We start from the raw sequence: 25,474 nt of genomic DNA on the forward strand, positions 1-25,474 counted from the left end.
CAGGCCTGTTTTTTTTGCGCCAGCGGCGGCCGGCATCGACCGCCCGAACGGGTCAGCGCTTGATCGCCGCCAGGATGCGGGCTTCGATCTCGTCCAGTTCGCCGACGCCATCGACGCGCGCCAGGGTGCCACGGCCAGCGTAGAAGTCGACCACCGGAGCGGTCTGCTCGGTGTAGACCTGCAGGCGCTTGCGCACCGATTCCGGATTGTCGTCGGCGCGGCCCTGTTCCTGCGCACGGCCAGCGATACGCTCGACCAGCAGTTCGGTGGCCACATCCAGCTGCACCACGGCATCGAGCGGCTGGCCAATCTCGGCCAGCATGCCGTCCAGCGCGTTGGCCTGGGCCACATTGCGCGGATAGCCGTCAAGGATGAAGCCCTTGGCGACATCGGCCTGGGCCAGGCGCGACTTCAGCATGCCCAGCAGGATCTCATCGGACACCAGGTTGCCGGCATCCATCACCGACTTGGCCTGCTTGCCCAGCTCGGAGCCGGCGGCGATTTCCGCGCGCAGCATGTCGCCGGTGGAAATGTGGGCGATCTCGAGCTTTTCCTTCAGGCGCGTCGCCTGTGTCCCCTTGCCCGAACCGGGCGGTCCCAACAGAACCAATCGCATTGACCTGACTCCAACGTGTTGAAAATAAAGAAGGTTCGCGTCCCGGACGGTCCGGTATCGCTGCACCGCAATAGCGCCACTTTAGCGCATCCGGGTAATGTCCCTGCAATGTCCCCTCCCCCGAGCAGGTAGAAGCATGCGCAATGGCACCCTCCTTTACGCCCAGTCCGGCGGCGTCACCGCCGTCATCAACGCCACGGCCGCAGCGGTGATCGAACAGGCCCGCGCCAAGGGAATCAAGGTCCTGGCCGCGCGCAACGGCATCCTTGGCGCCCTGCGCGAGGAGCTGATCGACACCAGCAAGGAGAGTGCTGCGGCCATCCGTGCCCTTGCCCACACCCCCGGCGGCGCGTTCGGCTCGTGCCGGGTCAAGCTGAAATCACTGGAGGCCGACCGTGCCCGTTACGACCGCCTGCTGGAGGTCCTGCGCGCCCACGACGTGCGCTGGTTCCTCTACAACGGCGGCAACGACTCGGCGGACACCGCCCTGAAGGTATCGCAGCTGGCAAAAAGCTCCGGTTACGACCTGACCTGCATCGGCGTGCCCAAGACCATCGACAACGACCTGGCGGTGACCGACACCTGCCCCGGCTTCGGCTCGGCGGCCAAGTACACGGCCGTGTCCGTGCGCGAAGCGGCGTTGGACGTGGCGGCCATGGCCGAGACCTCCACCCGCGTCTTCATCTACGAGGCGATGGGCCGCCACGCCGGTTGGTTGGCTGCGGCCGCTGGCCTGGCCGGCACCGGTGAGGACGACGCCCCGCACATCATCCTGCTGCCCGAGCGCGCCTATGACGAGGCCGCGTTCCTGGCCAAGGTCAAGGCCGTGGTGGCGCGCGTGGGCTACTGCGTGGTGGTGGCGTCGGAAGGCATCGCCACCGCCGATGGCCGCTTCGTCGCCGACGCCGGCGGCGGCAAGGACTCCTTCGGCCATTCGCAGCTGGGCGGCGTGGCCGCGCATCTGGCCGGGCGGGTCAAGGACCAGCTGGGGCTGAAGGTGCACTGGGCCCTGCCCGACTACCTGCAGCGATCGGCCCGCCACCTGGCCAGCAAAACCGACTGGGAACAGGCCCAGGCGGTAGGCAAGGCCGCGGTGCAGCTGGCGCTGAAGGGCCAGAACGGGGTGATGCCGGTGATCGTGCGCAGCAGCGATGCGCCGTATCGCTGGAAGATCGAAGCCGCACCGCTGTCGAAGATCGCCAACCATGAAAAGAAGATGCCGGCCAGCTTCATCCGCCGCGATGGATTCGGCATCACGGCCAAGGCGCGCGCCTACCTGCAGCCGTTGATCAAGGGCGAAGCACCGTTGCCCTACGGTAGCGATGGCCTGCCGAAGTACGTGACGCTGAAGAACGTCGCGGTGAAGCAGAAGCTGCCAGCGTTCGAAGGCTGACCCATAAAGGGATTGATCAAGGGGTTGCCGGCCAGCGGCCGGCACTCCCCGGGTCTCCCCTCCCGTAGATCCACGTCATGCGTGGATGCAAGGCTTCAGTTGCAGGCCTTGCCTTCCATCTGCAGCTGCGCGGCGAACATCGTCACCTGCGGGATCTTGCCGGCGGCGGCCTGCTTCTTGGCTTCTTCCAGATAGATGCGCGACTGGCCCTGCCCATCCAGCGCCTGCGCGTTGTTCACCGGCAGACGCCACACGCGCACCACCGCCTGCTGCGCCGGGCAGGCCGCATTCGGAACCCGGATCACATCATTGAGCTTCCAGCCCTTGTCGGCGCTCGGTTGTGCCTTGGCGTAGTCGACAAAGCGGGCGCGCGGCTGGCACTGCTCGCTGGTGCGCACCGCCGAGAAACGATAGGGCTGCGCGGCCTGGCCGGTGAAAGCGCCTTCCAGGCGCGCACAGGCCTCGGGAATCTGCCGCAGCGTATGCACCGCGCCGACCGCCTGCGGTGCACCGACCGCGCGCTGCAGTTCGGGTGCTTCCGCCGCGAAGGCAGGCAGGGCCGGGGCCAGAACGGCAAGCATCAACAGGGACAGGCGCATGGGGATTCTCCGACAGGACTGCGCGCAGGCTTGCAGAGGTTGGCTTAACGGGGTGCAAAGGCGCATCCATCGAGCAGCCGCTGCGCTCGCCGGGCGCGGCTAGTCGAGCATGGCTCGACTCTACAACTAGCCGGACGCATACTGCGAACACCAGGGAATGCTGAACACCGCCATACGTCGGACGACCACCAAGGTCGGTACGGGTTGGTTCCAGGCTGCAGCCCGTCGTCCCCCTCGTGGTGCAGTTCATCGCCACTGGATGCTTGTCCATCCATTCTGCGGAGGGGTCTAATGCTGGAACGTCACGGGCTGTCATTGGCGCTGGGCTGCGCCATTCTCGCGATCCTGTACGGAATCGTCTCGGCGCGCTGGATCCTGCGCCAACCCACCGGCAATGAACGCATGGTCGCCATCGCCACGGCCATCCAGGAAGGCGCGCGCGCCTACCTCAACCGCCAGTACCTGACCATCGGCATCGCCGGCGTGGTGCTGTTCGTGCTGGTCGGCATCTTCCTGAGCTGGTACACCGCGATCGGCTTCGCGGTCGGTGCGGTGCTGTCCGGCGCAGCGGGCTACATCGGCATGAACGTGTCGGTGCGCGCCAACGTACGCACCGCAGAGGCCGCGCGCCATGGCATCAGTGCGGCGATGGACGTTGCGTTCCGCGGCGGTGCGATCACCGGCATGCTGGTGGTCGGCCTGGGCCTGCTTGGCGTGGCCGGCTACTACGCACTGCTGCTGCGGCTGGGCCTGCCGATGGACCAGGCACTGCATGCACTGGTCGGCTTGGCCTTCGGCTCATCGCTGATCTCGATCTTCGCGCGTCTGGGCGGCGGCATCTTCACCAAGGGGGCCGATGTCGGCGCCGACCTGGTCGGCAAGGTCGAAGCGGGCATTCCCGAGGACGACCCGCGCAACCCGGCGGTGATCGCCGACAACGTCGGTGACAACGTCGGCGACTGCGCCGGCATGGCCGCCGATCTGTTCGAGACCTACGCTGTCACCGTGATCGCCACCATGCTGCTGGGCAGCCTGATGCTGGCCGAAGCCGGTGCCAATGCGGTGCTGTATCCGCTGGTGCTGGGCGGTGTTTCGATCATCGCTTCGATCATCGGCGCGCTGTTCGTGAAGGTGAAGCCCGGTGGCTCGATCATGGGAGCGCTGTACAAGGGCGTGATCGTCTCCGGTGTGCTGGCAGCGATCGCGTTCTATCCGATCACCACAGGTCTCATGGCAGACAACGTGCATGGCCCTGTCGCGCTCTACGGCTGTGCATTGATCGGCCTGGTGTTGACCGGCCTGATCGTATGGATCACCGAGTACTACACGGGCACCCAGTACAAGCCGGTGCAGCACGTGGCGCAGGCTTCGACCACCGGCCACGGCACCAACATCATCGCCGGCCTCGGCATCTCGATGAAGTCCACGGCGCTGCCGGTGATCGCCGTCTGCGTGGCGATCTGGGGCGCGCACGCGCTGGCCGGGTTGTACGGCATCGCCATCGCCGCCACCGCGATGCTGTCGATGGCGGGCATGATCGTCGCACTCGATGCCTACGGGCCGATCACCGACAACGCCGGTGGCATCGCCGAGATGGCCGAACTGCCCTCGGAGATCCGCGACATCACCGATCCGCTCGATGCGGTGGGCAACACCACCAAGGCGGTCACCAAGGGCTATGCCATCGGCTCGGCAGCACTGGCCGCGCTGGTGTTGTTCGCCGACTACACGCACAACCTGCAGGCGGCCAATCCCGGTCAGGAGTTCCGCTTCGACCTCAGCGACCACACGGTGATCATCGGTCTGCTGATCGGCGGCCTGATTCCCTACCTGTTCGGCGCGATGGCGATGGAAGCGGTCGGTCGCGCGGCCGGCGCGGTGGTGGTGGAAGTGCGGCGGCAGTTCCGCGAGATTCCCGGCATCATGCAGGGCACCGCCAAGCCGCAGTACGACAGGGCGGTGGACATGCTGACCCGCTCGGCGATCCGCGAAATGATCGTGCCGTCGCTGCTGCCGGTCGCCGTGCCGGTGGTGGTCGGCCTGCTGCTGGGACCACGCGCGCTCGGCGGGCTGCTGATCGGCACGATCGTCACCGGGCTGTTCGTGGCCATTTCGATGACCACCGGCGGCGGTGCCTGGGACAACGCCAAGAAGTACATCGAGGATGGCCACTTCGGCGGCAAGGGCAGCGAGGCGCACAAGGCGGCAGTGACCGGCGACACCGTGGGTGATCCGTACAAGGACACCGCCGGCCCGGCGATCAACCCGCTGATCAAGATCATCAACATCGTGGCGCTGTTGCTGGTGCCGTTGCTGTAGATCCACGCCATGCGTGGATGGCCGCCCCCGCCGCCGATCACCGTCCGCGCAGATAGAACGCCACTGGCACCATCACTTCCACCGGGTCGCCGGCCACATCGGCCGGCGGCACCGGCACCGGGCTGGCCCGCTGCACGGTGTCCAGTGTCTCCTGATCGAGCAGTGCGAAGCCGCTGCTGCGCTCGATGCGCGGCGCCGACACGCGGCCGTCGCGGGCAACCGCAAAGCGCACATAGGCCACGCCCTGCTGGCGCAACCGTTCGGACTGGCGTGGATAACGCCGATGCTGTTGCAGGTGTCCCAGCAGCAACCCCTGCCAGGTGGCGTTGGCACTGCTGCGTTCGCCAGCGGTGGTGCGCGGTGCAGCGTAACGTGCTGCTGCCTGTGCAGGAACGTCCGGCGGCGCCAGCGTGCGATCGACGTTGGCGTCCGCAGCGTCCTCTGTCGGCTTCGCAGCTGGCTCGAGCGGGGCCGCGAGTTCCCCTTGTGGCAGCGCCGGCGCTTTGATCTGTTCGTGTTGCTTCGGCACGGTCACGCGCCGCTGCTGCTCCTGCTGCAACGGTCCGGCGGGCAGCGCGCGCGGCGGTACCGGCGGCGCCTGGGCGGCGGGAGCCAATTCCAGCATCAAGGCGGCAGGAGGTGCCACTGCTACGACCGGCGGCGTGCGCGACGTCCACCACCACAGCGTAACGATCAGCACCGCATGTGCCATCAGCACGATCGCCAGGCTGGCTGCCCAGCGCTGCAGCCCGCTCATCGAGCGCCCTGCTCCAACCCGACCAGGGCGACCTTCAGGTAACCGGCACTGCGCAGCGCATCCAGCGTCGCCATCAGGTCTCCATAGGAGACGCGCTGATCGGCACGCAGATAGAGACGCTGCGACGTATCGCCATGCGTTGCCGAGCGCAGCGCAGTGGCGAGGCCATCGCGCACCACCGGCGCCTCGCCCACCCGCAGCGACAGGTCGGCCTGCACGGTCACATACACCGGCGCATTTTCTGTCGGCGTCGCCTGTGCGCTGCTGGCGGGGAGCTGCACGGGCACCGACACCGTAGCCAACGGCGCGGCCACCATGAAGATGATCAACAGCACCAGCATCACGTCGATGAAGGGCGTGACATTGATCTCGTGGGCTTCTTCCGGGGTGTCATCGCGTCCGGATGCGGTCCTGATCGCCATGGCGTACCTCAGTTGACCGCGCGCAACGTGCCTGCCGGCGCACGGCGTGCAGCCCGATCCAGATCACGCGACACCAGCTGCTGCACAGCTGCGGACAGATCGCCCAGCAGGCCACGCAGGCCCGCCAGCACCCGGGTGAAGTGGTTGTAGACCAGTACCGCCGGGATCGCTGCGACCAGACCGAGCGCGGTAGCCAGCAGCGCCTCGGCAATGCCTGGCGCAACCACGGCCAGATTGGTGGTGTTGCTGTGGGCGATGCCAATGAAGCTGTTCATGATGCCCCACACGGTGCCGAACAGGCCCACGAAGGGCGCCACTGCGCCAATGCTGGCAAGCACGCCGATGCCACGACGCTGGTTGCGTGCGGACTCCAGTTCCAGACGCTCCAGTCGTGACGCCACCCGCTCCTTGATCCCCTCACGATGATCAAGTTCCTGCGACAGATGCAGCTCGGTGCGCGCAGCATCCAGCATGGCGACGGCGATGCTCTGCTGCAGTGCCGGCTCGCCGCCTGCGACCGGCAGGCTGGGTGCCGACAGCAGCAGGCTTCGCGCGAGGCGCAAGGCGCGCGCCTGCCGTGCCAGTTCCCAGCCCTTGGCCAGCAGCACGGTCCAGGTGGCCAGCGAGGCTACAGCCAGGGCAATCATCACGCCCTTCACCACCACATCGGCAGCCAGGTACATGCCCCAGGGGGTCAGTGCGGGGGCGGCCATGGGCGCCAGATCAGCAGGCAGCATCGTCAGAGGTTCCATTGGAATCGGAAGAGGAGGCGCGACGGCGGGCAGCGCGCGGATCGGCGGCATCGTCCACGCCCACCAGCGGCGAAAGATCGAAACGTGGCGCCGGTCGACTCAGGACATAGCCGGCACTGACCGCAAAGAACAGGCCAACGCCCAGCAGCAGGCGCCAGGACGGGTGTGCGCCCCAGCAGAACATCGCAAATCCCACCGCCATGCCCGCGCTGGCAAACGCCTTGCCCTTGCGCGATACCGCGCCCTGCTCACGCCACAGGCGCAGCGACGGGCCGTAGCGCGGATGGGAAAGCAGCCGCTGCTCGAACCTGGGTGAACTGCGCGCGAAGCAGCCCACCGCCAGGATCAGGAAGATGGTGGTCGGCATGACTGGCAGCAGCGCGCCGATCACCCCCAGCGCGACCATCAGCCAGCCGAGCGCGAACCAGAGCCAGCGCATCAATCGCGCGCCAGCGCGCAGTGCAGGGACATCAGGAAAACTCCACTTCGACATGGCCGTGTACGCTGCGGAACGCGGCATCGGCGGCATCGATCACTTCCTGCTCCTGCGCCGGCGACAGCACCACTGCATCCAGTGCAGCAGTGAACCCGCGCCAGTGCCGCGCGGCCCCATCAGGATGTGCCGCCAGGTGGCGCGCACCGAAATCACGATCCAGGCCAAGCGCAGCCGCCATCTTGTAGAGCACGGTGCCACCCAGGTTGGAGCCTTCAGCAACATACAACCAGCCCAACGCAGTCGGCAGCGGCAGGTCATTCCCGAGTGCGATGATGTCCTCGCCCGGCAGCGCCTGCTCCAGGTCCTGCAGGTCGCTGCGTACCTGCTGCAGGCGGCGACGTTCAGCCAGGTCCGGCAGCAATGCGTCCAGCGCAGGGCTGGCGTACAACGCGTCGATGCTGCGGTGGAAGCGGTACTGCACGCGCAGGAAGCGAGCGAAATTGCTGCGGTCGGCAAAGATGTCGCCGGCCATGATGCGCTTGTCGAGGGCGCCATGGCTGTCGCGGGTGGCGGCCTTCAGCCGCACGCTGCGGCTGTCTTCGAGGGATGTCTGAACGGTCATCGGGAGTGCCAGGGAAAGCGTCCCCCTGTAGACGATCCCGGCGAGGGTTCCCCCAACCCTGCTTGCGTCGATAATGCAGGTTCCTTTCCATTGCCAGGACCCCACCGATGATCACCACCGAACCGCGCATGACCAACCTGTTCCTGCAGCTGGGTCTGGATGCCAGTGCCGTGGGCATTGCCAGGTTCATCGCCGACCACCAGCTGGCCGCCGGTGTGGAAGTAGCCGATGCCCCTTACTGGAACGATGCCCAGCGCCAGTTCCTGGCCGAATCGCTGCAGGCTGATGCAGCCTGGACCACCGTGGTCGACGAACTGAACGAAGCGCTGCACGAAGCGGCGGTGAAGGCGGCGACCGGGCTGTAATCGCCGGGTGGTAGCGCCGGCATGAACCGGCGCTACCGTTGTGTTGCGGGTGATCCGCCGGGCATGGCCCGACGCTACCGGTGGATCCACGCCATGCGTGGATGGTTGATCAATACCGCCAGGTAAAGGCCAATCGCGCGGTCCGGCCCGGAGCCGGCATCACGCCCAGGGCCAACGGGTCCAGGTAGTAGCGGTCGGTCACGTTGTCCACGTTCGCTTCCACCGACAGCTGGTCGTTGAAACTCCAGCTCGCGAACAGATCCACCAGCGTGGTCGGCCGGTACAGCTGCTGGATCGCCGACAACCCGACGTTCCACTCCTTGTCCAGCTTGCTGATCGGGCCGGCGTTGTGGACCACGCGGGTGCCGAAGGTCAGCCGCTCGTCGAACAGGCGCGAGCCCAGGGTCAGGTTGACCATGTAGCGCGGCGGGTTCTGGGTGTTGCTGTAGGAGCCTTCGAAGCCACCGTCCACGCAGTCCGGCGTGCCGATCAGTTCCTCGATCCTGCGCTGGACGCCGTACGCACGGCGTTCGGCGGCGATGTCCGGCGCGCAGGTCTTGGCCTTGAAGTAGTAGTGCGCCGACAGATCGGCAAACACCTTGCCGCTGTCATAGCTGGACTGGAACTCCATGCCCGACACCTTGAAGCGGTCGACGTTGCGGATCAGACCGGCCGACAACGTGCGGTAGTCGCGGGTGATCAGGTCATCGATGCGGGTATCGAAGTACGCCAGCTTCAGCGCCAAGCGGTCACCGGCAGTGAACAGGTCGTGCTGGATGGTACTGGCGCCCAGTTCCCAGCTGTGCGCGCGCTCGGGCTTGAGTTCGTCCACCGGCTTGGCCGCAGTGAACAGGCCGAGCGTGGTCTCGAACAGGCTCGGCAGCTTGGTGCCTTCGGCGTACTTCAGGTAGACCATGCTGTCTTCGCTGAAACGGAAGGCCACGCTGGCGGTCGGCGAGAACGCGCTGTCACGGCGGCGGATCGGCTGCGACCAGGTCCAGCTCACCGGCACTTTCAGATCCTCTGCAGCATCGGCGTCATAGAAATTCCAGCCACCGATGTCGCCGACGGTGCCCTTCTTGTACGGCGAGGCCAGCAGCGACTCCTGGGTGAAGTTGCCGTTCGCGTCGGGATACCAGTTCAGCAGCGCGATGCGCTTGGCCCGCCACGACGGCAGCTTGGGATTGCCATTGAGCAGCTCGGTGTAGCGGTACTGGCCCTGCACTTCATATCCGTCCGGCGTGGCCAGGCGGTTGCGGTCATGCACGTCCACGCGGTTCCAGCGCCCGCCCAGCAGCATCTCCCAGTGTTCGTCCGGCGCCCACTTCAACGACGCCACCGCGCTGTATTCCTTGCGCTCGGCATTGCGCAGAAATCGGTTGTTGACCAGGTCGTCGTGCATGATCGGGCCGGAGCTGCCCGGGGCGATGTCTTCATCACTGTAGGACAGGCCGTAGTCGAGGGTGAAGCGGCCGGCACTGCTGTCGAACACCGAGGTATTGCTGGCGTCCAGACCGAAGCGCTTCTGCCGCAACGGGTTGCGGTAGGCATCCTTGTAGCCGGGGTTGCCGCTGAAGCTGGGCGCGTCGTACCACTCGGTACGGCGGTCGAAGTACCACGGGGTGATGCCGGTCAGGCTGTTGTACATCACGCTGTCGGCATCGGTGTACCACGCGTTGACGCGCAGGTCGATCAGCTCGCTGTCCGGGTTGAACCGGTAGCGCAGGCTGTAGCTGTCCATGTCGACATGGCCCGGGTCCCACTGCGGTACGCGGTCGCGGTCGACGCGGATGATCTGCGAGGCCATGATCTCGCCAGCGGTGCCTTCATAGCGCCGATAGCCCGCTTCCAGCGTCTGCGCGTCGTCGATGCGCCAGGTGCCCTTGAGCAGGGTCGATTTCGAACGCGAGGACGTGTTGAACACTTCGGTGCGCGGCGGGTTCAGCGGGGCCAGGGTGCGACGGGTCTGCGGGAAATCGTCGTAGCCCTTGCTGCCGGAGAAGTAATTGCCGTTGTCGCGGTACGCATAGGCGGCCACCAGGTCGAAGCGATCCCAGTGCCCGGCAGCGGCCACGTTGAAGAACTGGCTGCCGGTGGCGCTGCGATCGCTGCGCGGCGCGGCCTCGTAGCCGGGCAGGTTGTTGGCGCTGCCGTTGGCCAGTCCCCCGCGCACGCGTACGCCGACATCGCGCCCCTCGCGCAGCACGTCATCGACATTCAGCGTTTCCATTTCGACCACGCCACCGATACCGCCGGAGGCATTGGCCTGCAGGCTCGGGCCCTTGGTGATGGTCAGCCGCGAGATCAGGTCGGGGTCGAGGTAGGTGCGCTGCGACTGGCCGGCATAACCACGGTAGGTGTCCATGCTGGACTGGCCACCGTCGATGATGACCGGCACCCGGCTCTGGCCCTGGATGCCGCGGATGTTGACGTCGAAGCCATTGCCCACACGGGGATCGCCCGCAGTGACACCGGCCACGCCCTTGACGATGTCGCCGTTGGAGGTGCCGCGGAACCGCTCCAGTGCGACGCGGCCGATGCTGGTGGTCGAACCCACGCTGCGGTAGCTGTCGAGCAGGCGTGCTTCATCGCTGACCGCGCCGCCCTGCACCCGGTCTCCGGCCACGCTGAGGGTATCGGTGACGATCACACCGCCCGTCTGGCCCGCCGCAGCGACCTCCAGCGTCACCGCATCGGCGCTTACCCGGCGCACGCTCAGGCCGCTGCCGCGCAGCAGACGTGCGAGGGCCTCGTCGGCTGACAGCGTGCCGCTGACCGGTTGCGAGATCACGCCCTTGGCCAGCGTGCTCGGATAGACCACCTGCACACCGGACTGCCGCATGTAGGCGCGCAGTGCATCGTCCAGCGGTTGGTCGGGAATATCGAAGTGCTGTACCGCAGCCGGGCCAGCGGTGCTGGACTGCGCCATCACGGTGGGGGTGGCGGTTGCCAGGCCGGCGGCCAGCAGCGCGATGCACAGACGGGACGGGCGCGGTGAGCGGCCCGGGCGGCGGAATTCGTACATGGGGGAACCTGTCAGAGGAGCGTGGCCGCGGGCGCGGCATCATCCGCGCATGCGCGGACCCAACGACGTACGTGGCGGCGGCGGGTACGTTCGTGGATGAGACGCATGGCGGCGCGCGATCCCCAAGACGGATGCGCTGCAGCCGCTGCATCCGCGGATGGCGTGGCGTTACCGGTGGACGATTGCCACACCCAGTGGCAGGCGGGTGACCTGCAGGCCCGCGGTGGCCGCCAGCGCGTCCAGTGCCTGCTCCGGATGATCGACGCGCAGCGCCGCGCTGACGGCTGGAAGCGCTTGGAGATTGCCGCGCACGAACGTCGGCCCTGCGCGATAGCGACCGACCTCGTGCACGGCATCGATCACGCTGGCCTGCTCCAGCAGCAGCTCGCCCTGTCGCCAGGCACCGACGCTGTCTGCGGCAACGTCGGTCAGGCGCTGCACGCTTCGATGCTCGCCATAGCCCGCACGTTGCCCCACCTGCAGATAGGTCCAGCCGCCATCAACCGGACTGGCCACGCGTACGCGGCCCTGTCCGACTTCGGCCTCCACCCCGGCGGCAACGTGGGCGACCGTGAATGCGGTGGAGATGTCTTCCACCACACCGTTGCCAGCCGCGACGCTGAAGCGCCTCTGCGCATCAGGCGCCACGTAGAACCAGGCACGGCCACGCAGCAGTTCAATGCGACGACGCTGGTCATCGAAGTGCACGGCAATCGCACTGTCGGCATCGAGCACGGCACGGCTGCCATCGGGCAGATGCACATCCTGCACGCGGTGGTCGCTGCGATGATCCGCCTGCAGGCGCAGCCAGGTATCGGGCCAGACCACCAGCATTGCCAGCGCAGCGGCGGTGGCCATGGCCCAACGCAGCCGCCGCGGGCGACGCGCAGCCTGCCGGCGTTCGATGGCGACCGGACGCGGCCCCACACTGCGCCACAGCATGCGCTCATGCTCGAATGAACGCCGATTCGCAGGCTCGGCCAGCCAGCGCTCGAACGCATCCATGCGCGCGTCGCTGACGTCGCCGGACGCCAGGCACACGATCCAGTCCCTGGCCTGTTCGGCCACGGCATCATCGGCGGTGCTGCGGGGTGTCGGGGGCGGGCTCATCGGCTGGCGGGGGACACGATCAGAGGTGGGCGGAAGGACTAGACCGCATGGGCGGCCTGCGAATCAAGACGCACGGCGGGTGTGCGGCCCCAAGCCGGATCGTTCATCGACCGCTGCGTGCCCAGGCAAGCCGCTGCAGCGCAGTGCGTACGTGGTTCTCCACCGTGGTCACCGACACCCCGAGGCGTCGGGCGATGTCGGCCTGGGTCAGGCCCTGCAGGCGATTGAGATGGAAGATGGTACGCGTCGGCTCGGGCAGGTGGCCGGCGGCATCGAGCACGCGCTGCAACTCATCCTGCGCCATCACCTGCTCCTCCGTGGAGATCTGCTCGTCCTCCTGCCACAGGTAGTGCTCGGCCAGCAGGCGGTTGCGCCGCGTCGATTCGCGGCCATGGTCGGTGGCGAGGTTGATGGCCAGTCGATAGAGATAGGCGCGCGGATTGTCGATGCTCTGGCTGTTGTCGACACCGCGCGCCTTGAACCAGACCGCCTGGATCACGTCTTCCGCCCCGCTCTCGCCACCGAGAATGCGCTGCACGCGCCGCAGCAGTGCCGATCGTTCGCGGATCAGCAGTTCGGTCAGGGTGACGGCGTTGGAGGACATGCGCGGCGACGGGACAGACGGGGGCGGCGCGCATGCTACTCCGTTAATGCGAATAAATCACGTTTGCATTCGCGAGCCACTGCATCAGAGACAGTCTGTCAGGCCGTCATAGACGCTCGTGGTCGTGCCGGGCAACGGGGCATCAATCGCCTCATGCCCGGAAGCCTGCCAGACCTGGAGCAGCTCCTCCAGCCGGGTTGCAGGCGCCAGCGGCAGCGTGCAGGCGTAGGTGCCATGGTCGACATCGATCCGGCCGTCCTTCTGCACCCAGGTTTCGCTGCCAGCGAAGGTCCAGACGCAGCTGCCGACCACGCCTGTCGCGCGCTCCACCGAGCAGCGCAGGCGCATGGCCCACAGGTTGTAGTACTGCCCCTCGCAGAACGTGTCGCCACAGATATCATCGAACCCGCGCACCAGCATCCGCTCGGCAGCGAGGAAGCGCCCCCGGCCGGTCGCGGGATCGGGATAGTCACGGGCGTCCACGAACACCGGCGCCGCCTGCGCGGTTCCGGCCAGCAGCAGAGCACAGAGCAGCCATCGTCCCGGGAAAGCACGCATCAGGCGCCCCTCCTCTGCAGGCAATCAGGCAGCACCTCGAACAGACCATGATCGAGCCCGGGCAGCGGCGCCATCAGGCCGTCCGGCGCCTCCAGCGAGGCAAAGAAGGCTTCAACCGGCACCCCGGGCTGCATCTCCACCGGGCAGGTCCAGTGGCCGTTGTCGACCTGTACCTGCCCTGTATCGGGGTGCACCGCCAGTTCGCTGGCCGCCAGCACCCAGACGCAGCGCTGCACCGTTCCCCGGTGGGCCAGCACGGCGCAGCGGAACTCCAGCACCCGGTAGTTGCTGTAATCGCCTTCGCAGAAGGTATCGGCGCACAGACGGTCGAATGCCTGGGCAAGCGCGCCCTCCAGCGCGTAGGCCCTGTCCCAGAAGGCCTCCTGGGTCGGATGGTTGATCAGGTCAACATGTGTCCCGCGCGCCAGCGCGGTCAGCGGGACAAGCAGCAGCAGAACGCCGCAGCGCCAACGGTTCCAGTTCATTGCAGGTCTCCTCGGTTCGGGATTCCAGCCTGCTCCGGTCGCCGGCCCGTCCCCATCGGGATACCCCGTCCTGACCGGTCATCGGCCACCGCGACGGCCCGTCAGCGCCCTACCCTGCACAGCGACCGGCAAAGGCATAAAATGGAGAGCTATCCGTCTACATCCCCCACCTGGAGCACACCATGGGTCTGGAACTCGTCTCGCCCGGCAAGAACCCGCCGGAAGAAATCAACGTCATCATCGAAATCCCGAAGGATTCCGAGCCGGTGAAGTACGAAGTGGACAAGGAAACCGGCGCGATCTTCGTCGACCGCATCCTGTCGACCCCGATGCGCTACCCCTGCAACTACGGCTACGTGCCGAGCACCCTGTGCGGCGACGGCGATCCGGCCGACGTGCTGGTGGTGCTGCCGCTGCCGCTGGTCCCGGGTTCGGTGGTGCGTTGCCGTCCGGTCGGCGTGCTGAAGATGAGCGATGAGGCAGGCAGCGACGAGAAGATCCTGGCCGTGCCGGTCACCAAGGTGTTCGGCGGCTACGCGCACGTGGAAGACATCGAGCAGGTGTCCAGCCACTGGCTGGAGCGCATCGGCCACTTCTTCGAGCACTACAAGGACCTGGAGAAGGGCAAGTGGGTCAAGCTGGACGGTTGGGGCGGCGCGGCTGAGGCCAAGCAGATCCTGATCGAGGCGCACCAGCGCCACCTCGACAGCAAGGCCTGAGACTGAACAGCATTGCTCCGGCGCACGGCGTCGGAGCGATGCGGGTCACGTTTCATGACGGCGGCACATCACCTTTGCCGCCGTATTAGGTAAATTGCGTCACTTCACACGTCTTCGACATCGACCGTCGAGACAGCCAGGGGAATGTGTCGTGCGTATTCTGCTTGTTGGGGATACAGCCAGCCTGCCGGCTGAGCTGACCGAATTCATTGCCGATCTTGGGGAAGACTGGCAGCCGTTGACCGCCACCGATGGCCATACCGCGATGACCGCGGTCGCCACCCAGGGCGTGGACGCGGTGATCGTCTGCCCGCAGTTGCCAGATCTCAACGCGACCACGCTGCTGGGACAGATCCGCACCTTGCGCCCGGAGACCATCCGCATCGCACTTGTCGATGCACAGCATGGCAACCGGCCGCCGCCGGCGCGCCTGATCGGTGTCGCCCATCGCTTCCTGCCCTTGCCGTTGGCACCGGAAGTGCTGCTGGAAGCATTGACCAGCCTGGAAGAGCTGCGCGAAGTGCTGGACAGCCCGCGCCTGCGCGATGCCATCGGCCGCATCGAGAAGCTGCCCTCGCCGCCGCATCTGTACCTGAGCCTGACCCAGGCACTGGAACATGACGACGACGCCGACAGCGCCGATGTCGCCAAGCTGGTCGCCGCCGACCCTGCAATCGCAGCAAAGGTGCTGCAGCTTTCCAATTCGGCGTTCTTCAGCCAAGGTCGCACCATCGCCGACCTGCGCACAGCCGTGACCCGGCTGGGCCTGGCCACGCTGCGCGATCTGGTACTGGCCAGTGAAGTGTTCTCCGCGCCGACCTTGTCCGGCGCCGAACGCAACTCGCTGCAGCAGCGTGCCTTGATGGCCTCGCGATTGGCCGCACGCCTGCTGCCCGACTCCAGCGCCGAACTCGGTGCCACCGCCGCACTGCTGGCCGACATCGGCCTGCTGCTGCCGGGCGTGCGCAACGAACGCAGCGAACCCGAACTGGCGGACGACGACCGTCCCGGCCATGCCGAAGCCGGCGCCTATCTGCTGGGCCTGTGGGGCCTGCCGATGCCGATCATCGAGGCGGTGGCGTTCCATCTGCAGCCGCAGCGCGCCAACACCCGCAGCTTCTGGGTGACCGGTGCGGTGCACGTGGCACTGGCACTGGTCAACGGCGATCCGGTGGATGAGGAGTATCTGCAGCGCGCCGGTGTGCTGAACAAGCTGCCGCAGTGGCGCGAGCACGCCAACAGCCTGATGGGGCTGGTGCCCAGCGACGCCTGAGGCGTAGCGGCAGGCGGGTGCGCAGGGAATGAAAGGCAGGCCGGGTGGCCTGCCTTTTTTCGTGGTGCCGTTGTGCCGGAACGTTCATCCACGCATGGCGTGGATCTACCCAGTCGGTGCAGCGCTCAAACAAGAAGGGCGGACCTTGCGGCCCGCCCTCCTCTTTCTGCTGTCACGCTTCGATGGATCAGAAGCGCTGGGTGTACTTCATGTAGTAGTAACGACCGATGTCGAAGCCACCGTAGTACGAGAAGCTCGAGTTCGGCTGGCTGTACATGACCGGGCCTTCGTGGTTGAACACGTTGTTGGCACCGACCGAGACCGTAGCCTGCCACGGCAGGGTGTAACGCACCTGCACATCGTGGAAGGTGTTCGAACCAACCTTGCGGGTCGGCTGGCCCAGGGTGTAGGACGAGCTGAAGTCAGGCAGGTTGCACTCGGTGTCGTAGGAGCACGGCTCCTTCATGCTCGAGTAGTAACGCACCGCCCAGTTCACGCCCAGGTTGCCCAGGCTCCAATCGACATTCAGGTTCGAACGGACGCGGAAGTTCGCACCCCAGTCGCCGGTTGCCCAGCTGGTGTGCTGCTCGACCGGGGTCTCGGCTTCGTTGTCGCGCTTGTACTCGAGGTAATCGACGTAGGTGGTCTTCCAGTCAACCACGATCTTGCCGAAGGAGAACTCCGGCAGGCGGTACTTGATGCCCAGGTCGTAACCTGCGGTTTCCTGGTAACCACCGTTGATCAGGGTGCGGGTAACGTCGACCACCTGGTTGACGGTGCGGCCTTCGGTACCGCGGCTGAAGCGGTCACACGCCGACGCCACGCCCAGCACGTAGCACTGGTTGAGGATCGAGGTCACCGACTCGGCGGCGATCACGTTGTCGATGCGGATCTTCCACCAGTCCAGGCTGACGTCCAGGCCCTGCACGAAGTTCGGGCTGTAGACCAGGCCAGCAGTCCAGGTCTTGGAGGTTTCCGGCTGCAGTTCCGGGTTGGAACCCGACTCGAAGGCGCTGTAGGACTGGGTGCCCGGGCCGGTCGACTGTGCGCCGCCCGAGGTGATCTGGCGGAAGTTCGCCGGAACGCCACGTGCACCGCAGGCCGCGGCAACCGACGGGTTGCGCGAGGCCGAACCGAAGCTGCTGTCGCACGGATCGGTGTAGGCGTCGAAGGTCTGCGAGGTGCCGCCGTACATGTTGGCGATGTTCGGCGCGCGGAAGCCCGTCGAATAGGTCGCACGCACCAGCAGGTCGTCGATCGGCTTCCACTTCATGCCGAACTTGCTGTTGATGGTGTCGCCGAAGGTGTTGTAGTCCGAATAGCGACCGGCCATGTCGAGCGACAGTTCCTTGGCGAACGGCATGTCAGCCAGCACCGGAACATTCAGTTCGACGTAGAACTCGTCGAGCTTGTAGCTGCCCTTGGTCGGCGCGCCGGCCAGGTCGGTGCTCAGGCCCGACTGCAGCAGTGCATCCGGGTTGTACTCACCGCTTTCCTGACGGTGCTCGTAACCGGCAGCGATGGCCAGGTCACCGGCCGGCAGCGTGAACAGCGAACCGGAGATGTTGGCGCTGTAAGCCTTGGTGGTGTTGGTGTAGGTGTCGTGGCTCGGCAGGAACAGATAGGCCTGCAGTGCCGGGTCAGCCAGCGAACCATTGCCGGTGGAGCCGTACGGTGCGAGCGGGTTCCACGGGGTGCAACCTGCGATCACCTTGCCCGGGGTACCGCAACGGGCAACGTCGCCGTCCATGAAGGACGGGCCGACGGCGTTCTGCACGTTCGGGATGAACAGGTTGCCGGTGCCGGTCTTGACGCCCTTGTTCTGGTTGTAGACGTAACCCACGTCCCAATCCCAGAACTTGTCAGCGAACTCGAACGAACCTTCCAGGCCGGCCGAGAAGCGGAAGGTTTCCTGCTCGGATTCGGTCTGGCGCGGGAACTCGGAGGTGCGACGGATGAAGTTCGCGTCCTTGCCCAGCGGGTTGTAGATGCTGTCGCCCGACAGCGGGGTGCCGTAGACCTCGGACTGGTACGGGTAGCCGGCAATCTGCGAAGTCGCGGTGCGCTTGGTGTACAGCACGTTCGCGGTAGCGCGGATGTTGTCGGTCAGATCGTAGTTGCCGTTGGCGAACACCGAGCGACGGGTCAACTTGTTCTGCAGCCACATTTCCTGGCTGGCATTGGTGTAATCGCCGGTGCCGAATTCGCGGAAGTCGCCCATGCCGTTGCCGGCACCGGTATTGGCGCGGGTGTACCAGATATCGTCGTTGGCGTTCTGCGGGGTGCCCATGTCGTCGATCAGCACGCCATGGTTGGACGCAGGCGACCAGCCATTGGCATCGTCGTCGGTGGGGAACGGATGGAAGCGACCGTTCGGGTAGCGGCTGAAGGAGCGATCCTTGGCCTTGACCTCGTCTTCCTTGCTGTACTCGGCGCCGAAGGTGATCGAACCACGCTCACCGGTCTGGCCGTAAACGAAGTTGTAGACCTGCTTCTGGCCGTCGCCCTGGCCGTACTGGCCACCGTAGACGCTGGCTTCCAGGCCGTCGAAATTCTTGCGGGTGATGATGTTGACCACGCCGGCGATGGCGTCGGAACCATAGATGGCCGAGGCGCCATCGGTCAGCACTTCGATGCGCTCCACGACCGAGGTCGGGATCGAGGCCAGATCGGTGTAACCACCGGTGCTGGTGCCCATGCGCTTGCCGTCCAGCAGCACCAGGGTGCGCTCCGGGCCGAGGTTGCGCAGGTCGACGTACTGGCCGCCGACTTCTTCGCCCGAGGACAGGGCATCGGCGCGGCTGATCGCCGGCGAACCGGTCGCCGACAGGTTCTGCACGATGTCGGCAACGCTGGTGAAGCCCTGCTTTTCAATGTCGGCGCGCTGCAGCGCGATCACCGGCTGCGCGGTTTCCATGCTTGCCTGGCGGATGCGCGAACCGGTGACCGAAATGCGGTCCAGGTCGGTCGTGCCGCCGGCAGCTGCGTCCTGCGCCGAAGCGAAGGACGGTGCCAAGGCAAGCGCAATGCCGGCCGGCAACAAGCCGAGCCGCACTGCAGGAATACGAACGTTCATCAATCTCTCCAAGGTACGTGTTAGTAGCGTGTTAAAACGCCGTAGCACGTTACGATTGCGTTGCAGCGCTGTATTTGCGCGACACAACCGGAGACTTTGCGGAGTGTGGCGGAAGCTGTCCGTCGTTCTCGCGGAAGCGCGAAGCGGACTGCCCATATCGAGCGCGGAAGGCGCGCGCGAAGCTGCAGCAGTTGTCGAAACCGCTGGCAGCAGCGACTTCACCGACCATCATGTCGGTGTCGCGCAGCAGATCGGCCGCGCGCTCAAGGCGCAACCGTGCCGAAAGCGACTGCGGGCTTTCCTCGTACAGGCTCTGGAACGTCTTGGAGAGATACCAGCTGGAGAAGTTGGTCAGCTCTGCCAGTTCGCCGATGCGCACCACACGGTGGCTGTTGCCTTCCAGATACAGGCGCGCGCGTTGCATGCGACCGAACACCTGGCGCTTGCGACTGCGCGAGCGGCCGGGGCAACGCTGCACGTTGTCTGCCAGGCTGCGCTGCAGACCGGCCAGATGCAGCAGCAGCGGACGCAGCGCCTGCGCCGGCTGCCCGCTGGCGAGGGCGTCACGCCACAGGCGCAGTGCCACGCGTGCATCGGCCCGGTTCATCAGGCCGCGGCCGGCGTACAGGCCGCAGTCGGCCATTTCGGTCAGCACACGCAGTGCTTCGACGTTCAGGTTCATGCCCACGCACAAGCCGTTGCGTCCGGCCTGGACCAGCGGCCTGGACTCCTTCTCGAACGCGATCCACTCGCCCTGGCGAAGGCGGAACCGCCCTTCCTTGGCTTCCACCCACGAGGTACCGCGCACCTGCATCCAGACACTGAAGCTGATGCCGGCGGTCTGCAGGCTGCCGAGGCGGGCAACGCCCATGCAGGTCGGCGCGACATCGTCGATCGACTTGTCCAGGGAGAGGGTTTGGCCACGATCGGCCAGCGAGAGTTGACGCATAGGGGCACCACGGATTTGCCAAGTACAGGCCTCCGTTTTGCCAAATCAGGCGGCAGCGCGTCAGGAAAGACTGCCGAGATCGCCACGAATTCGCGGCGAGATCGTCACGAAGAAGTTACGAAGGCCCTTTTTCGTTCAAGATCAACAATTTGGAGAATGCAGGGAACAGCGCTGGCGGTTGTTCGGGCAGTCGCATCACGCCGATGTCGGCACCATCGCTGATGGCCAGGGCCAGGTACAGGCTGTTTCCGTCGGCACTGGCGCTGAGTCCATTGCCCGCGCTCAGGCGCTGCGCGTCCAGGCAGCGCTCCGCTTCCTCGCGTCCGGACTGGATACGGACAAGGGTCGTGCCGCAGCTGGCACTGCTGCCGAGGTAGTCGATGCTGCCATTGCCGGCCACGGTCCAGGTCCGGTAGCGCCAACGGCTGGGCCGGTCCTCGCTGATCTGCTGCACGCTGGCCGGGGTCAATGCCGCGTCCACCGACCACAGCCCGCCGGCTGCCAGCCGGGTGAACAGCACACGCCCGGTACTGCGGTCGAAACGCGCCTGCGACACGCCTTCCAGGCTGGCCAAGCGCCGCCATGGCTGCGCGCTGCGGTCGAACAGGCTCAACCGGGTGTGCTGGTCGGCATCACGTTCAACCACCAGCAGCTGCTCCGCGTCTGCACCGTACAACGCCTGCAAGGGCTGCTCTGCGGGAACCGGAAGGCGATGCAGCTGCTCATCGCGCGGTGCGATCTCGTAGACCACGGCTTCGCCATGCTCATCGCGGCCCACCACCAGCAGATGCCGGCTGTCGGCCGACCAGTCGGGTGCCTGCCGTGCTTCCGGCTTCAACCCTTCGATCGGCCGCAGCGACTCCGGCCGCTGCATGTCGGCCCACCACAACGCGAAGCTGCCGGAGCGATCGGAACTGAACACCAGTTGCCGTCCATCCGGCGCCACCATCGGCTGCCCATCGCGGCCACTGGAGGCAAACAGACGCTCGCCTGCACCTCCCTGCGCCGGCATCCTGAACACGCCGAACTGCGCGCGCCGATGCACGAACGCCAGCATGTCGCCGCGGCGGGAGACCGCCGGCCACTGCGCATCGTCGAGCCCGGCGTCGCGCAGCGTGCGGCGCTCGACGTCGAGGTAGTACAGGCGCGCTTCGCTGTCCACGCGGCGACCGAACACGATATGTCGACCGTCGCCCAGCCATGCCCAACCGCGCAGCTCGGCCGATTCGGTCGTCAACTGCTCGGGCGTGCCGCCGCTGGCAGGCATCCGCCACAGGTCGCCCAGCTGAGGGTTGCGGACAAACACCAGCCATTTGCCATCCGGGGAATAGCGCGGGGCGTAATCGAAATCATCTTCGTCGACAGCGTAATCCAGCGCACGCCATTGGCCGGTGGCCAGATCGAGCACGCGGATGCCGCGATGGGCATAGCGACCGACCATGCTGCCGAAGACCAGGCCGCGGCCATCGGGTGTCCAGTCGAAACTGAGCAGCTCGGTGCCGTCGCAGCGTGTGGCCTGGCGCACGGCGCCGCCAGTGGCACTGGCGATCAATACCTGGCAGCTGTCATCGGCACCAAAGCGGGCGAAGGCGATTTCGCGGCCATCCGGCGACCAGTTCGGGAAACGGTCGCTGGCACCTGCCGGCGGTGAAAGCAGCTGGCGTGCGGGCGCGTTGCCGGAGGTCTGCACCTTGATGGCGTTGCCGCCCTTGCCGTCGTCGTTGGCGCCTTCGTAGGCAACCTGCGATCCGTCAGGCGAAAGTGTGGGATAGGTCTCAAAACCGGCCGTGGCGGTAATCAATCGATACGGTCGTTCAGGGCTTCCGATCACCCGCGTGCCGTTCTCCACTGCCGCGTCCACCGGAGAGTTCACCGGCGCCGGGCGGCGCAGCAGCAGCACGCTCAACACCACCAGTGCCAGCAGCATCACCACGCCCAGCGCCAGCAGCAGGCGACGGCGGAGGCGCCGCCAGCGACGACTGCCGCGTTCAACCACGGGCGCGCCGACGGGGGCGACGGCATCCGGCGCAGGTGGCGGCGGTACAGACGATTCCTCGGCAGCAGCGATCGCATCGGTTTCGTGGTCTGCCAGCGGCTGCACCGGCACAAGCAAGCGGTAGCCGGTCTTGGCGATGGTCTCGATGTACGCCTGGCCGTTGTCGTCGTCGACGCTGAACGCCTTGCGCAGCTGGGTAACTGCCTGGGTCAGCACATCGTTGGTCGGCAGCGTGTCCGGCCACACTTCGGCGAACAGCTCGTCACGGGTCACCACCCGCCCGGGCTGCCGCATCAACATGCGCAGCACGCCCAGCGACTTGGGCGTCAAACGGCGTGTACGGCGGGCACCGGCGACTTCGACCTCACGCGAGGACAAAGTAACGATGCACTCGCCGACGCGGACGCGGTCGGATTCAGGCGACTGGATTTCGCTGTTGATCATTCGTTGCTATGGGGTTGAAACAGGCCGCAAACACTGTTCACCATCGATCCCTTCCCATCCTTGGCACAGCAAGAAGCCAGATTCCGCACAAAGCATCGGCGCATACCGCAAAAAAAACGAAGCCTCCGGATATTAGCCTATGCGAGTTACCTCGCCTATCGCGTGGTCGACATCAGGCTCTCTCTCGCCGACGCATTCACATAATAAGCATCATCATTCGCGCCCTTTCGGGCGCGATATTTTTATCTGGCGTTCATTTTCAGAAGCGTTTCAGCATGGTCAGGCCGACCAGCCGCGAAACCACCAGCGCGACATACATGACGCCGGAAAACTGCTCCAGCATGACCAGCGCGCGGGCCTGCGGATGCAGTGGCACGACATCACTCAGCCCAACGCCTGACAATAAGCTGAAGCTCAGATAAAGCAGCTCCATCCACGTGCGCTGCGGCCCACCACTGGCGCCCTGGAAACTGCCCGGATACCACTGCTGACATACCGCAAAGGTAAAAGCGAATGCCCACGCCAACAACGTGAACGTGGCGCCGGCCGCAAACAGTTCGTCGCGGGTCACCTTGTGGTCCTGCAGCATGTAGGCGATCAGCGCACCCGCGGTATAGAAATACAGCAGGCTTTCCAGCAGCTGTGCGGTGATGCCCAGTGCCGGCCGGTCGAGCAGTGCCGCAGAGAGGGAAAACACCACCGCCGGGATGGCCAGCACCAACGCCAGCCAGGTTCCCAGCGGGCTGCGCTGCACCACCCACAGGGCCAGGCCGAGCACGGCCATGCCGAACACGCCTACGGCCGCGCGCCCGGCAGCGGTTTCGTCCAGCGCCGGGTACAGCAGTACCGACAGCAGCTGCGCCCCGAGCAGCCAGGCAGAGGGATGACGGCGGGCGATGGCCAGCCAGCGGGTGGTCACGGCAATGGGCATGGTTCCTTATCCCCAGGGAACGATGGGCCGAGGATAGCCGCATGTCCGTGAGATGGGTGATGGGATGACGCCGGGCATGACCCGGCGCTGCCCCTCTGCGATCAGCCCTGCTGGTACACCTCGGCGCCGGCTGCACGGAACTGCTCGGACTTCTCCTGCATGCCCTTCTCGGCGTATTCGCGCACGTCCTGGGTGATCTTCATCGAGCAGAAGTGCGGGCCGCACATCGAACAGAAATGTGCCAGCTTGTGCGCGTCCTTGGGCAGCGTCTCGTCGTGGAATTCCTTGGCCTTCTCCGGGTCCAGACCGAGGTGGAACTGGTCGTCCCAGCGGAACTCGAATCGCGCCTTGCTCAATGCGTTGTCACGCACCTGCGCACCGGGGTGGCCCTTGGCGAGATCGGCCGCGTGCGCGGCGATGCGATAGGCCATGATGCCGTCGCGCACGTCCTGACGGTTTGGCAGGCCCAGATGCTCCTTCGGCGTGACATAGCAGAGCATGGCGGTACCGAACCAACCGATCATCGCCGCGCCGATGGCACTGGTGATGTGGTCATAGCCCGGCGCGATGTCGGTGGTCAGCGGGCCAAGCGTGTAGAACGGTGCCTCGCCGCACTCGCGCAGCTGCTTGTCCATGTTCTCCTTGATCAGCTGCATCGGCACATGGCCGGGGCCTTCGATCATGGTCTGCACGTCGTGCTTCCAGGCGATCTTCGTCAACTCACCCAGCGTTTCCAGCTCGCCGAACTGCGCCGCATCGTTGGCATCGGCAATGCAGCCCGGGCGCAGGCCATCGCCCAGCGAGAAGGTCACGTCATAGGCCTTCATGATTTCGCAGATGTCTTCGAAATGCGTGTAAAGGAAGTTTTCCTTGTGGTGGGCCAGGCACCACTTGGCCATGATCGAACCGCCGCGGCTGACGATGCCGGTAACGCGCTTGGCGGTGAGTGGCACGTAGCGCAGCAGCACGCCGGCATGGATGGTGAAGTAGTCCACGCCCTGTTCGGCCTGTTCGATCAGGGTGTCGCGGAAGATCTCCCAGGTCAGCGCTTCGGCGCGGCCGTCGACCTTCTCCAGCGCCTGGTAGATCGGCACCGTACCGATCGCCACCGGCGAGTTGCGGATGATCCACTCGCGCGTTTCGTGGATGTGCTTGCCGGTGGACAGGTCCATCACCGTGTCACCGCCCCAGCGGATCGCCCACACCAGCTTTTCCACTTCCTCGGCAATACCCGAGGACACCGCGCTGTTGCCGATGTTGGCGTTGATCTTGGTGAGGAAGTTGCGGCCGATGATCATCGGCTCGCTTTCCGGGTGATTGATGTTGTTGGGCAGCACCGCACGGCCGCGGGCGATTTCCTCGCGCACGAATTCCGGGGTGATGATGTGCTGGATCGATGCGCCGAAGGATTCACCGGGATGCTGCTGCAGCAGTGCGGCATCACGGATCGCCTCCAGCCGCTGGTTCTCGCGGATGGCGACGAATTCCATTTCCGGGGTGATGATGCCGCGGCGCGCATAGTGCATCTGGGTGACGTTGGCACCAGCACGCGCGCGGCGTGGCAGGCTGCGCGCGGGGAAGCGCACCGGATCCAGCTTGGGATCGTGCTCACGCGCGCGGCCGAACGAAGAGCTGAGGCCGTCAAGCTGTTCGGTGTCGTTGCGCTCCTCCACCCAGCCGCGACGCAGTGCCGGCAGACCGGCAGACAGGTCGATGCGCACGTCCGGATCGGTGTACGGGCCGGAGGTGTCGTAGACGGTGACCGGTGCGTTCTCTTCGCCACCGAACACGGTGGGCGTGCGGGTCAGCGCGATCTCGCGCATCGGCACCTGCAGGTCCGCGCGCGAGCCGGGCACGTGGATCTTGCGCGAGCCGGGTATGGGCCGGGTCACGGACTCGGAGAGTTGCTGGGCCTGTTGCTGCAGGGCAGAGAGCTGTGCGTTCATCGGGCATCGTCCAGGAAGGTCAGGGACGAAGCGGCGGCGCACTGCACCCACGCCCGGACAGCACCAAGGCAGTCCTT

General features: G+C 66.0%; 22 protein-coding genes. 5 read left to right on the forward strand and 17 right to left on the reverse strand.

All coding sequences use genetic code 11. The annotated features are described in order from the left end of the window. Positions 1-52: 52 nt before the first annotated feature. Positions 53-616, reverse strand: a complete 564-nt coding sequence (locus tag QP457_RS17765; protein WP_025874177.1) for an adenylate kinase — start codon at positions 614-616, stop codon at positions 53-55. A gap of 136 nt (positions 617-752) precedes the next feature. Here QP457_RS17765 and QP457_RS17770 point away from each other — a divergent pair, with 136 nt between their 5' ends. Next, complete coding sequence (locus QP457_RS17770; protein WP_025874176.1) at positions 753-2,009, forward strand: 6-phosphofructokinase; 1,257 nt, start codon at positions 753-755, stop codon at positions 2,007-2,009. A 95-nt stretch (positions 2,010-2,104) separates the two neighbouring features. On the opposite strand, the gene QP457_RS17775 is transcribed toward QP457_RS17770, so the two are convergent. Continuing rightward, the gene (locus QP457_RS17775) at positions 2,105-2,608 is read right to left on the reverse strand and encodes a hypothetical protein (protein WP_180165884.1); all 504 of its coding nucleotides are present in this window, start codon (positions 2,606-2,608) and stop codon (positions 2,105-2,107) included. A 291-nt stretch (positions 2,609-2,899) separates the two neighbouring features. Between QP457_RS17775 and QP457_RS17780 the strand changes: the two genes are divergently transcribed. Beyond that, on the forward strand, positions 2,900-4,927 hold the full coding sequence (locus tag QP457_RS17780) for a sodium-translocating pyrophosphatase (protein ID WP_205405189.1): 2,028 nt from the start codon (positions 2,900-2,902) through the stop codon (positions 4,925-4,927). 37 nt (positions 4,928-4,964) lie between these two features. On the opposite strand, the gene QP457_RS17785 is transcribed toward QP457_RS17780, so the two are convergent. Genes QP457_RS17785 through QP457_RS17805 form a run of 5 tightly spaced genes read right to left on the reverse strand, consistent with a single transcriptional unit; the run spans position 4,965 to position 7,916 of the window. Beyond that, on the reverse strand, positions 4,965-5,684 hold the full coding sequence (locus QP457_RS17785) for an energy transducer TonB (RefSeq protein WP_205405190.1): 720 nt from the start codon (positions 5,682-5,684) through the stop codon (positions 4,965-4,967). After that, entirely contained in the window at positions 5,681-6,106 is a 426-nt protein-coding gene (gene exbD, locus QP457_RS17790) for a TonB system transport protein ExbD (protein WP_100553475.1), read from the reverse strand. The genes QP457_RS17785 and exbD overlap by 4 nt, the downstream gene beginning before the upstream one ends. 8 nt (positions 6,107-6,114) lie before the next feature. Next, positions 6,115-6,843: a tonB-system energizer ExbB gene (exbB, locus tag QP457_RS17795; protein WP_100553476.1), complete on the reverse strand. Its 729-nt coding sequence runs from the start codon at positions 6,841-6,843 to the stop codon at positions 6,115-6,117. Continuing rightward, entirely contained in the window at positions 6,830-7,297 is a 468-nt protein-coding gene (locus QP457_RS17800; RefSeq protein ID WP_100553477.1) for a YbaN family protein, read from the reverse strand. Before QP457_RS17800 ends, exbB begins: the two co-directional genes overlap by 14 nt. Before the next feature lie 31 nt (positions 7,298-7,328). Next, entirely contained in the window at positions 7,329-7,916 is a 588-nt protein-coding gene (locus QP457_RS17805) for a biliverdin-producing heme oxygenase (RefSeq protein WP_205405191.1), read from the reverse strand. Positions 7,917-8,023: 107 nt separating this feature from the next. Between QP457_RS17805 and QP457_RS17810 the strand changes: the two genes are divergently transcribed. Continuing rightward, the gene (locus QP457_RS17810; RefSeq protein WP_205405192.1) at positions 8,024-8,281 is read left to right on the forward strand and encodes a DUF2789 domain-containing protein; all 258 of its coding nucleotides are present in this window, start codon (positions 8,024-8,026) and stop codon (positions 8,279-8,281) included. A gap of 109 nt (positions 8,282-8,390) precedes the next feature. Here QP457_RS17810 and QP457_RS17815 read toward each other — a convergent pair whose 3' ends face one another. From QP457_RS17815 to QP457_RS17835, 5 genes are all read right to left on the reverse strand, one after another. Beyond that, positions 8,391-11,306, reverse strand: coding sequence for a TonB-dependent receptor (locus QP457_RS17815; RefSeq protein ID WP_205405193.1), 2,916 nt, complete (start codon positions 11,304-11,306; stop codon positions 8,391-8,393). A 168-nt stretch (positions 11,307-11,474) separates the two neighbouring features. Beyond that, positions 11,475-12,416, reverse strand: a complete 942-nt coding sequence (locus tag QP457_RS17820) for a FecR domain-containing protein (RefSeq protein ID WP_205405194.1) — start codon at positions 12,414-12,416, stop codon at positions 11,475-11,477. Positions 12,417-12,519: 103 nt separating this feature from the next. After that, positions 12,520-13,020, reverse strand: coding sequence for an RNA polymerase sigma factor (locus tag QP457_RS17825; protein WP_180165900.1), 501 nt, complete (start codon positions 13,018-13,020; stop codon positions 12,520-12,522). Positions 13,021-13,104: 84 nt separating this feature from the next. After that, entirely contained in the window at positions 13,105-13,578 is a 474-nt protein-coding gene (locus tag QP457_RS17830; RefSeq protein ID WP_205405195.1) for a hypothetical protein, read from the reverse strand. Beyond that, a complete protein-coding gene (locus tag QP457_RS17835; RefSeq protein ID WP_205405196.1) occupies positions 13,578-14,063 on the reverse strand; it encodes a hypothetical protein in 486 nt (161 codons plus the stop codon). Before QP457_RS17835 ends, QP457_RS17830 begins: the two co-directional genes overlap by 1 nt. Before the next feature lie 182 nt (positions 14,064-14,245). On the opposite strand from QP457_RS17835, the gene ppa reads away from it, so the two are divergent. Together ppa and QP457_RS17845 are read left to right on the forward strand one after the other, a co-directional pair. Then, the gene (ppa, locus tag QP457_RS17840; protein ID WP_025874161.1) at positions 14,246-14,782 is read left to right on the forward strand and encodes an inorganic diphosphatase; all 537 of its coding nucleotides are present in this window, start codon (positions 14,246-14,248) and stop codon (positions 14,780-14,782) included. A 151-nt stretch (positions 14,783-14,933) separates the two neighbouring features. Beyond that, positions 14,934-16,055 (forward strand): HDOD domain-containing protein, encoded by a 1,122-nt coding sequence (locus QP457_RS17845; protein WP_180165905.1) that lies wholly within the window; start codon positions 14,934-14,936, stop codon positions 16,053-16,055. Between the two features lie 187 nt (positions 16,056-16,242). Here the strand turns inward: QP457_RS17845 and QP457_RS17850 are convergent, their stop codons facing one another. The 5 genes from QP457_RS17850 to thiC all read right to left on the reverse strand — a co-directional run bounded on the left by QP457_RS17850 (position 16,243) and on the right by thiC (position 25,397). Further along, positions 16,243-19,131, reverse strand: a complete 2,889-nt coding sequence (locus QP457_RS17850) for a TonB-dependent receptor (RefSeq protein WP_205405197.1) — start codon at positions 19,129-19,131, stop codon at positions 16,243-16,245. Between the two features lie 49 nt (positions 19,132-19,180). Next, positions 19,181-20,080, reverse strand: coding sequence for a helix-turn-helix transcriptional regulator (locus tag QP457_RS17855; RefSeq protein ID WP_100553484.1), 900 nt, complete (start codon positions 20,078-20,080; stop codon positions 19,181-19,183). 115 nt (positions 20,081-20,195) lie between these two features. Then, positions 20,196-22,520 carry a winged helix-turn-helix domain-containing protein gene (locus tag QP457_RS17860; RefSeq protein ID WP_205405198.1) on the reverse strand — a complete coding sequence of 775 codons (2,325 nt, stop codon included), beginning with the start codon at positions 22,518-22,520 and terminating at the stop codon, positions 20,196-20,198. Between the two features lie 259 nt (positions 22,521-22,779). Continuing rightward, positions 22,780-23,451 (reverse strand): ion channel, encoded by a 672-nt coding sequence (locus QP457_RS17865; RefSeq protein ID WP_099821631.1) that lies wholly within the window; start codon positions 23,449-23,451, stop codon positions 22,780-22,782. Between the two features lie 101 nt (positions 23,452-23,552). Next, positions 23,553-25,397 carry a phosphomethylpyrimidine synthase ThiC gene (gene thiC, locus QP457_RS17870; protein ID WP_180165912.1) on the reverse strand — a complete coding sequence of 615 codons (1,845 nt, stop codon included), beginning with the start codon at positions 25,395-25,397 and terminating at the stop codon, positions 23,553-23,555. Between the last annotated feature and the right edge of the window lie 77 nt (positions 25,398-25,474).

The sequence above is a fragment of the Stenotrophomonas sp. As-7 genome, assembly GCF_030291015.1.
Taxonomy (GTDB): Bacteria; Pseudomonadota; Gammaproteobacteria; order Xanthomonadales; family Xanthomonadaceae; genus Stenotrophomonas; species Stenotrophomonas lactitubi.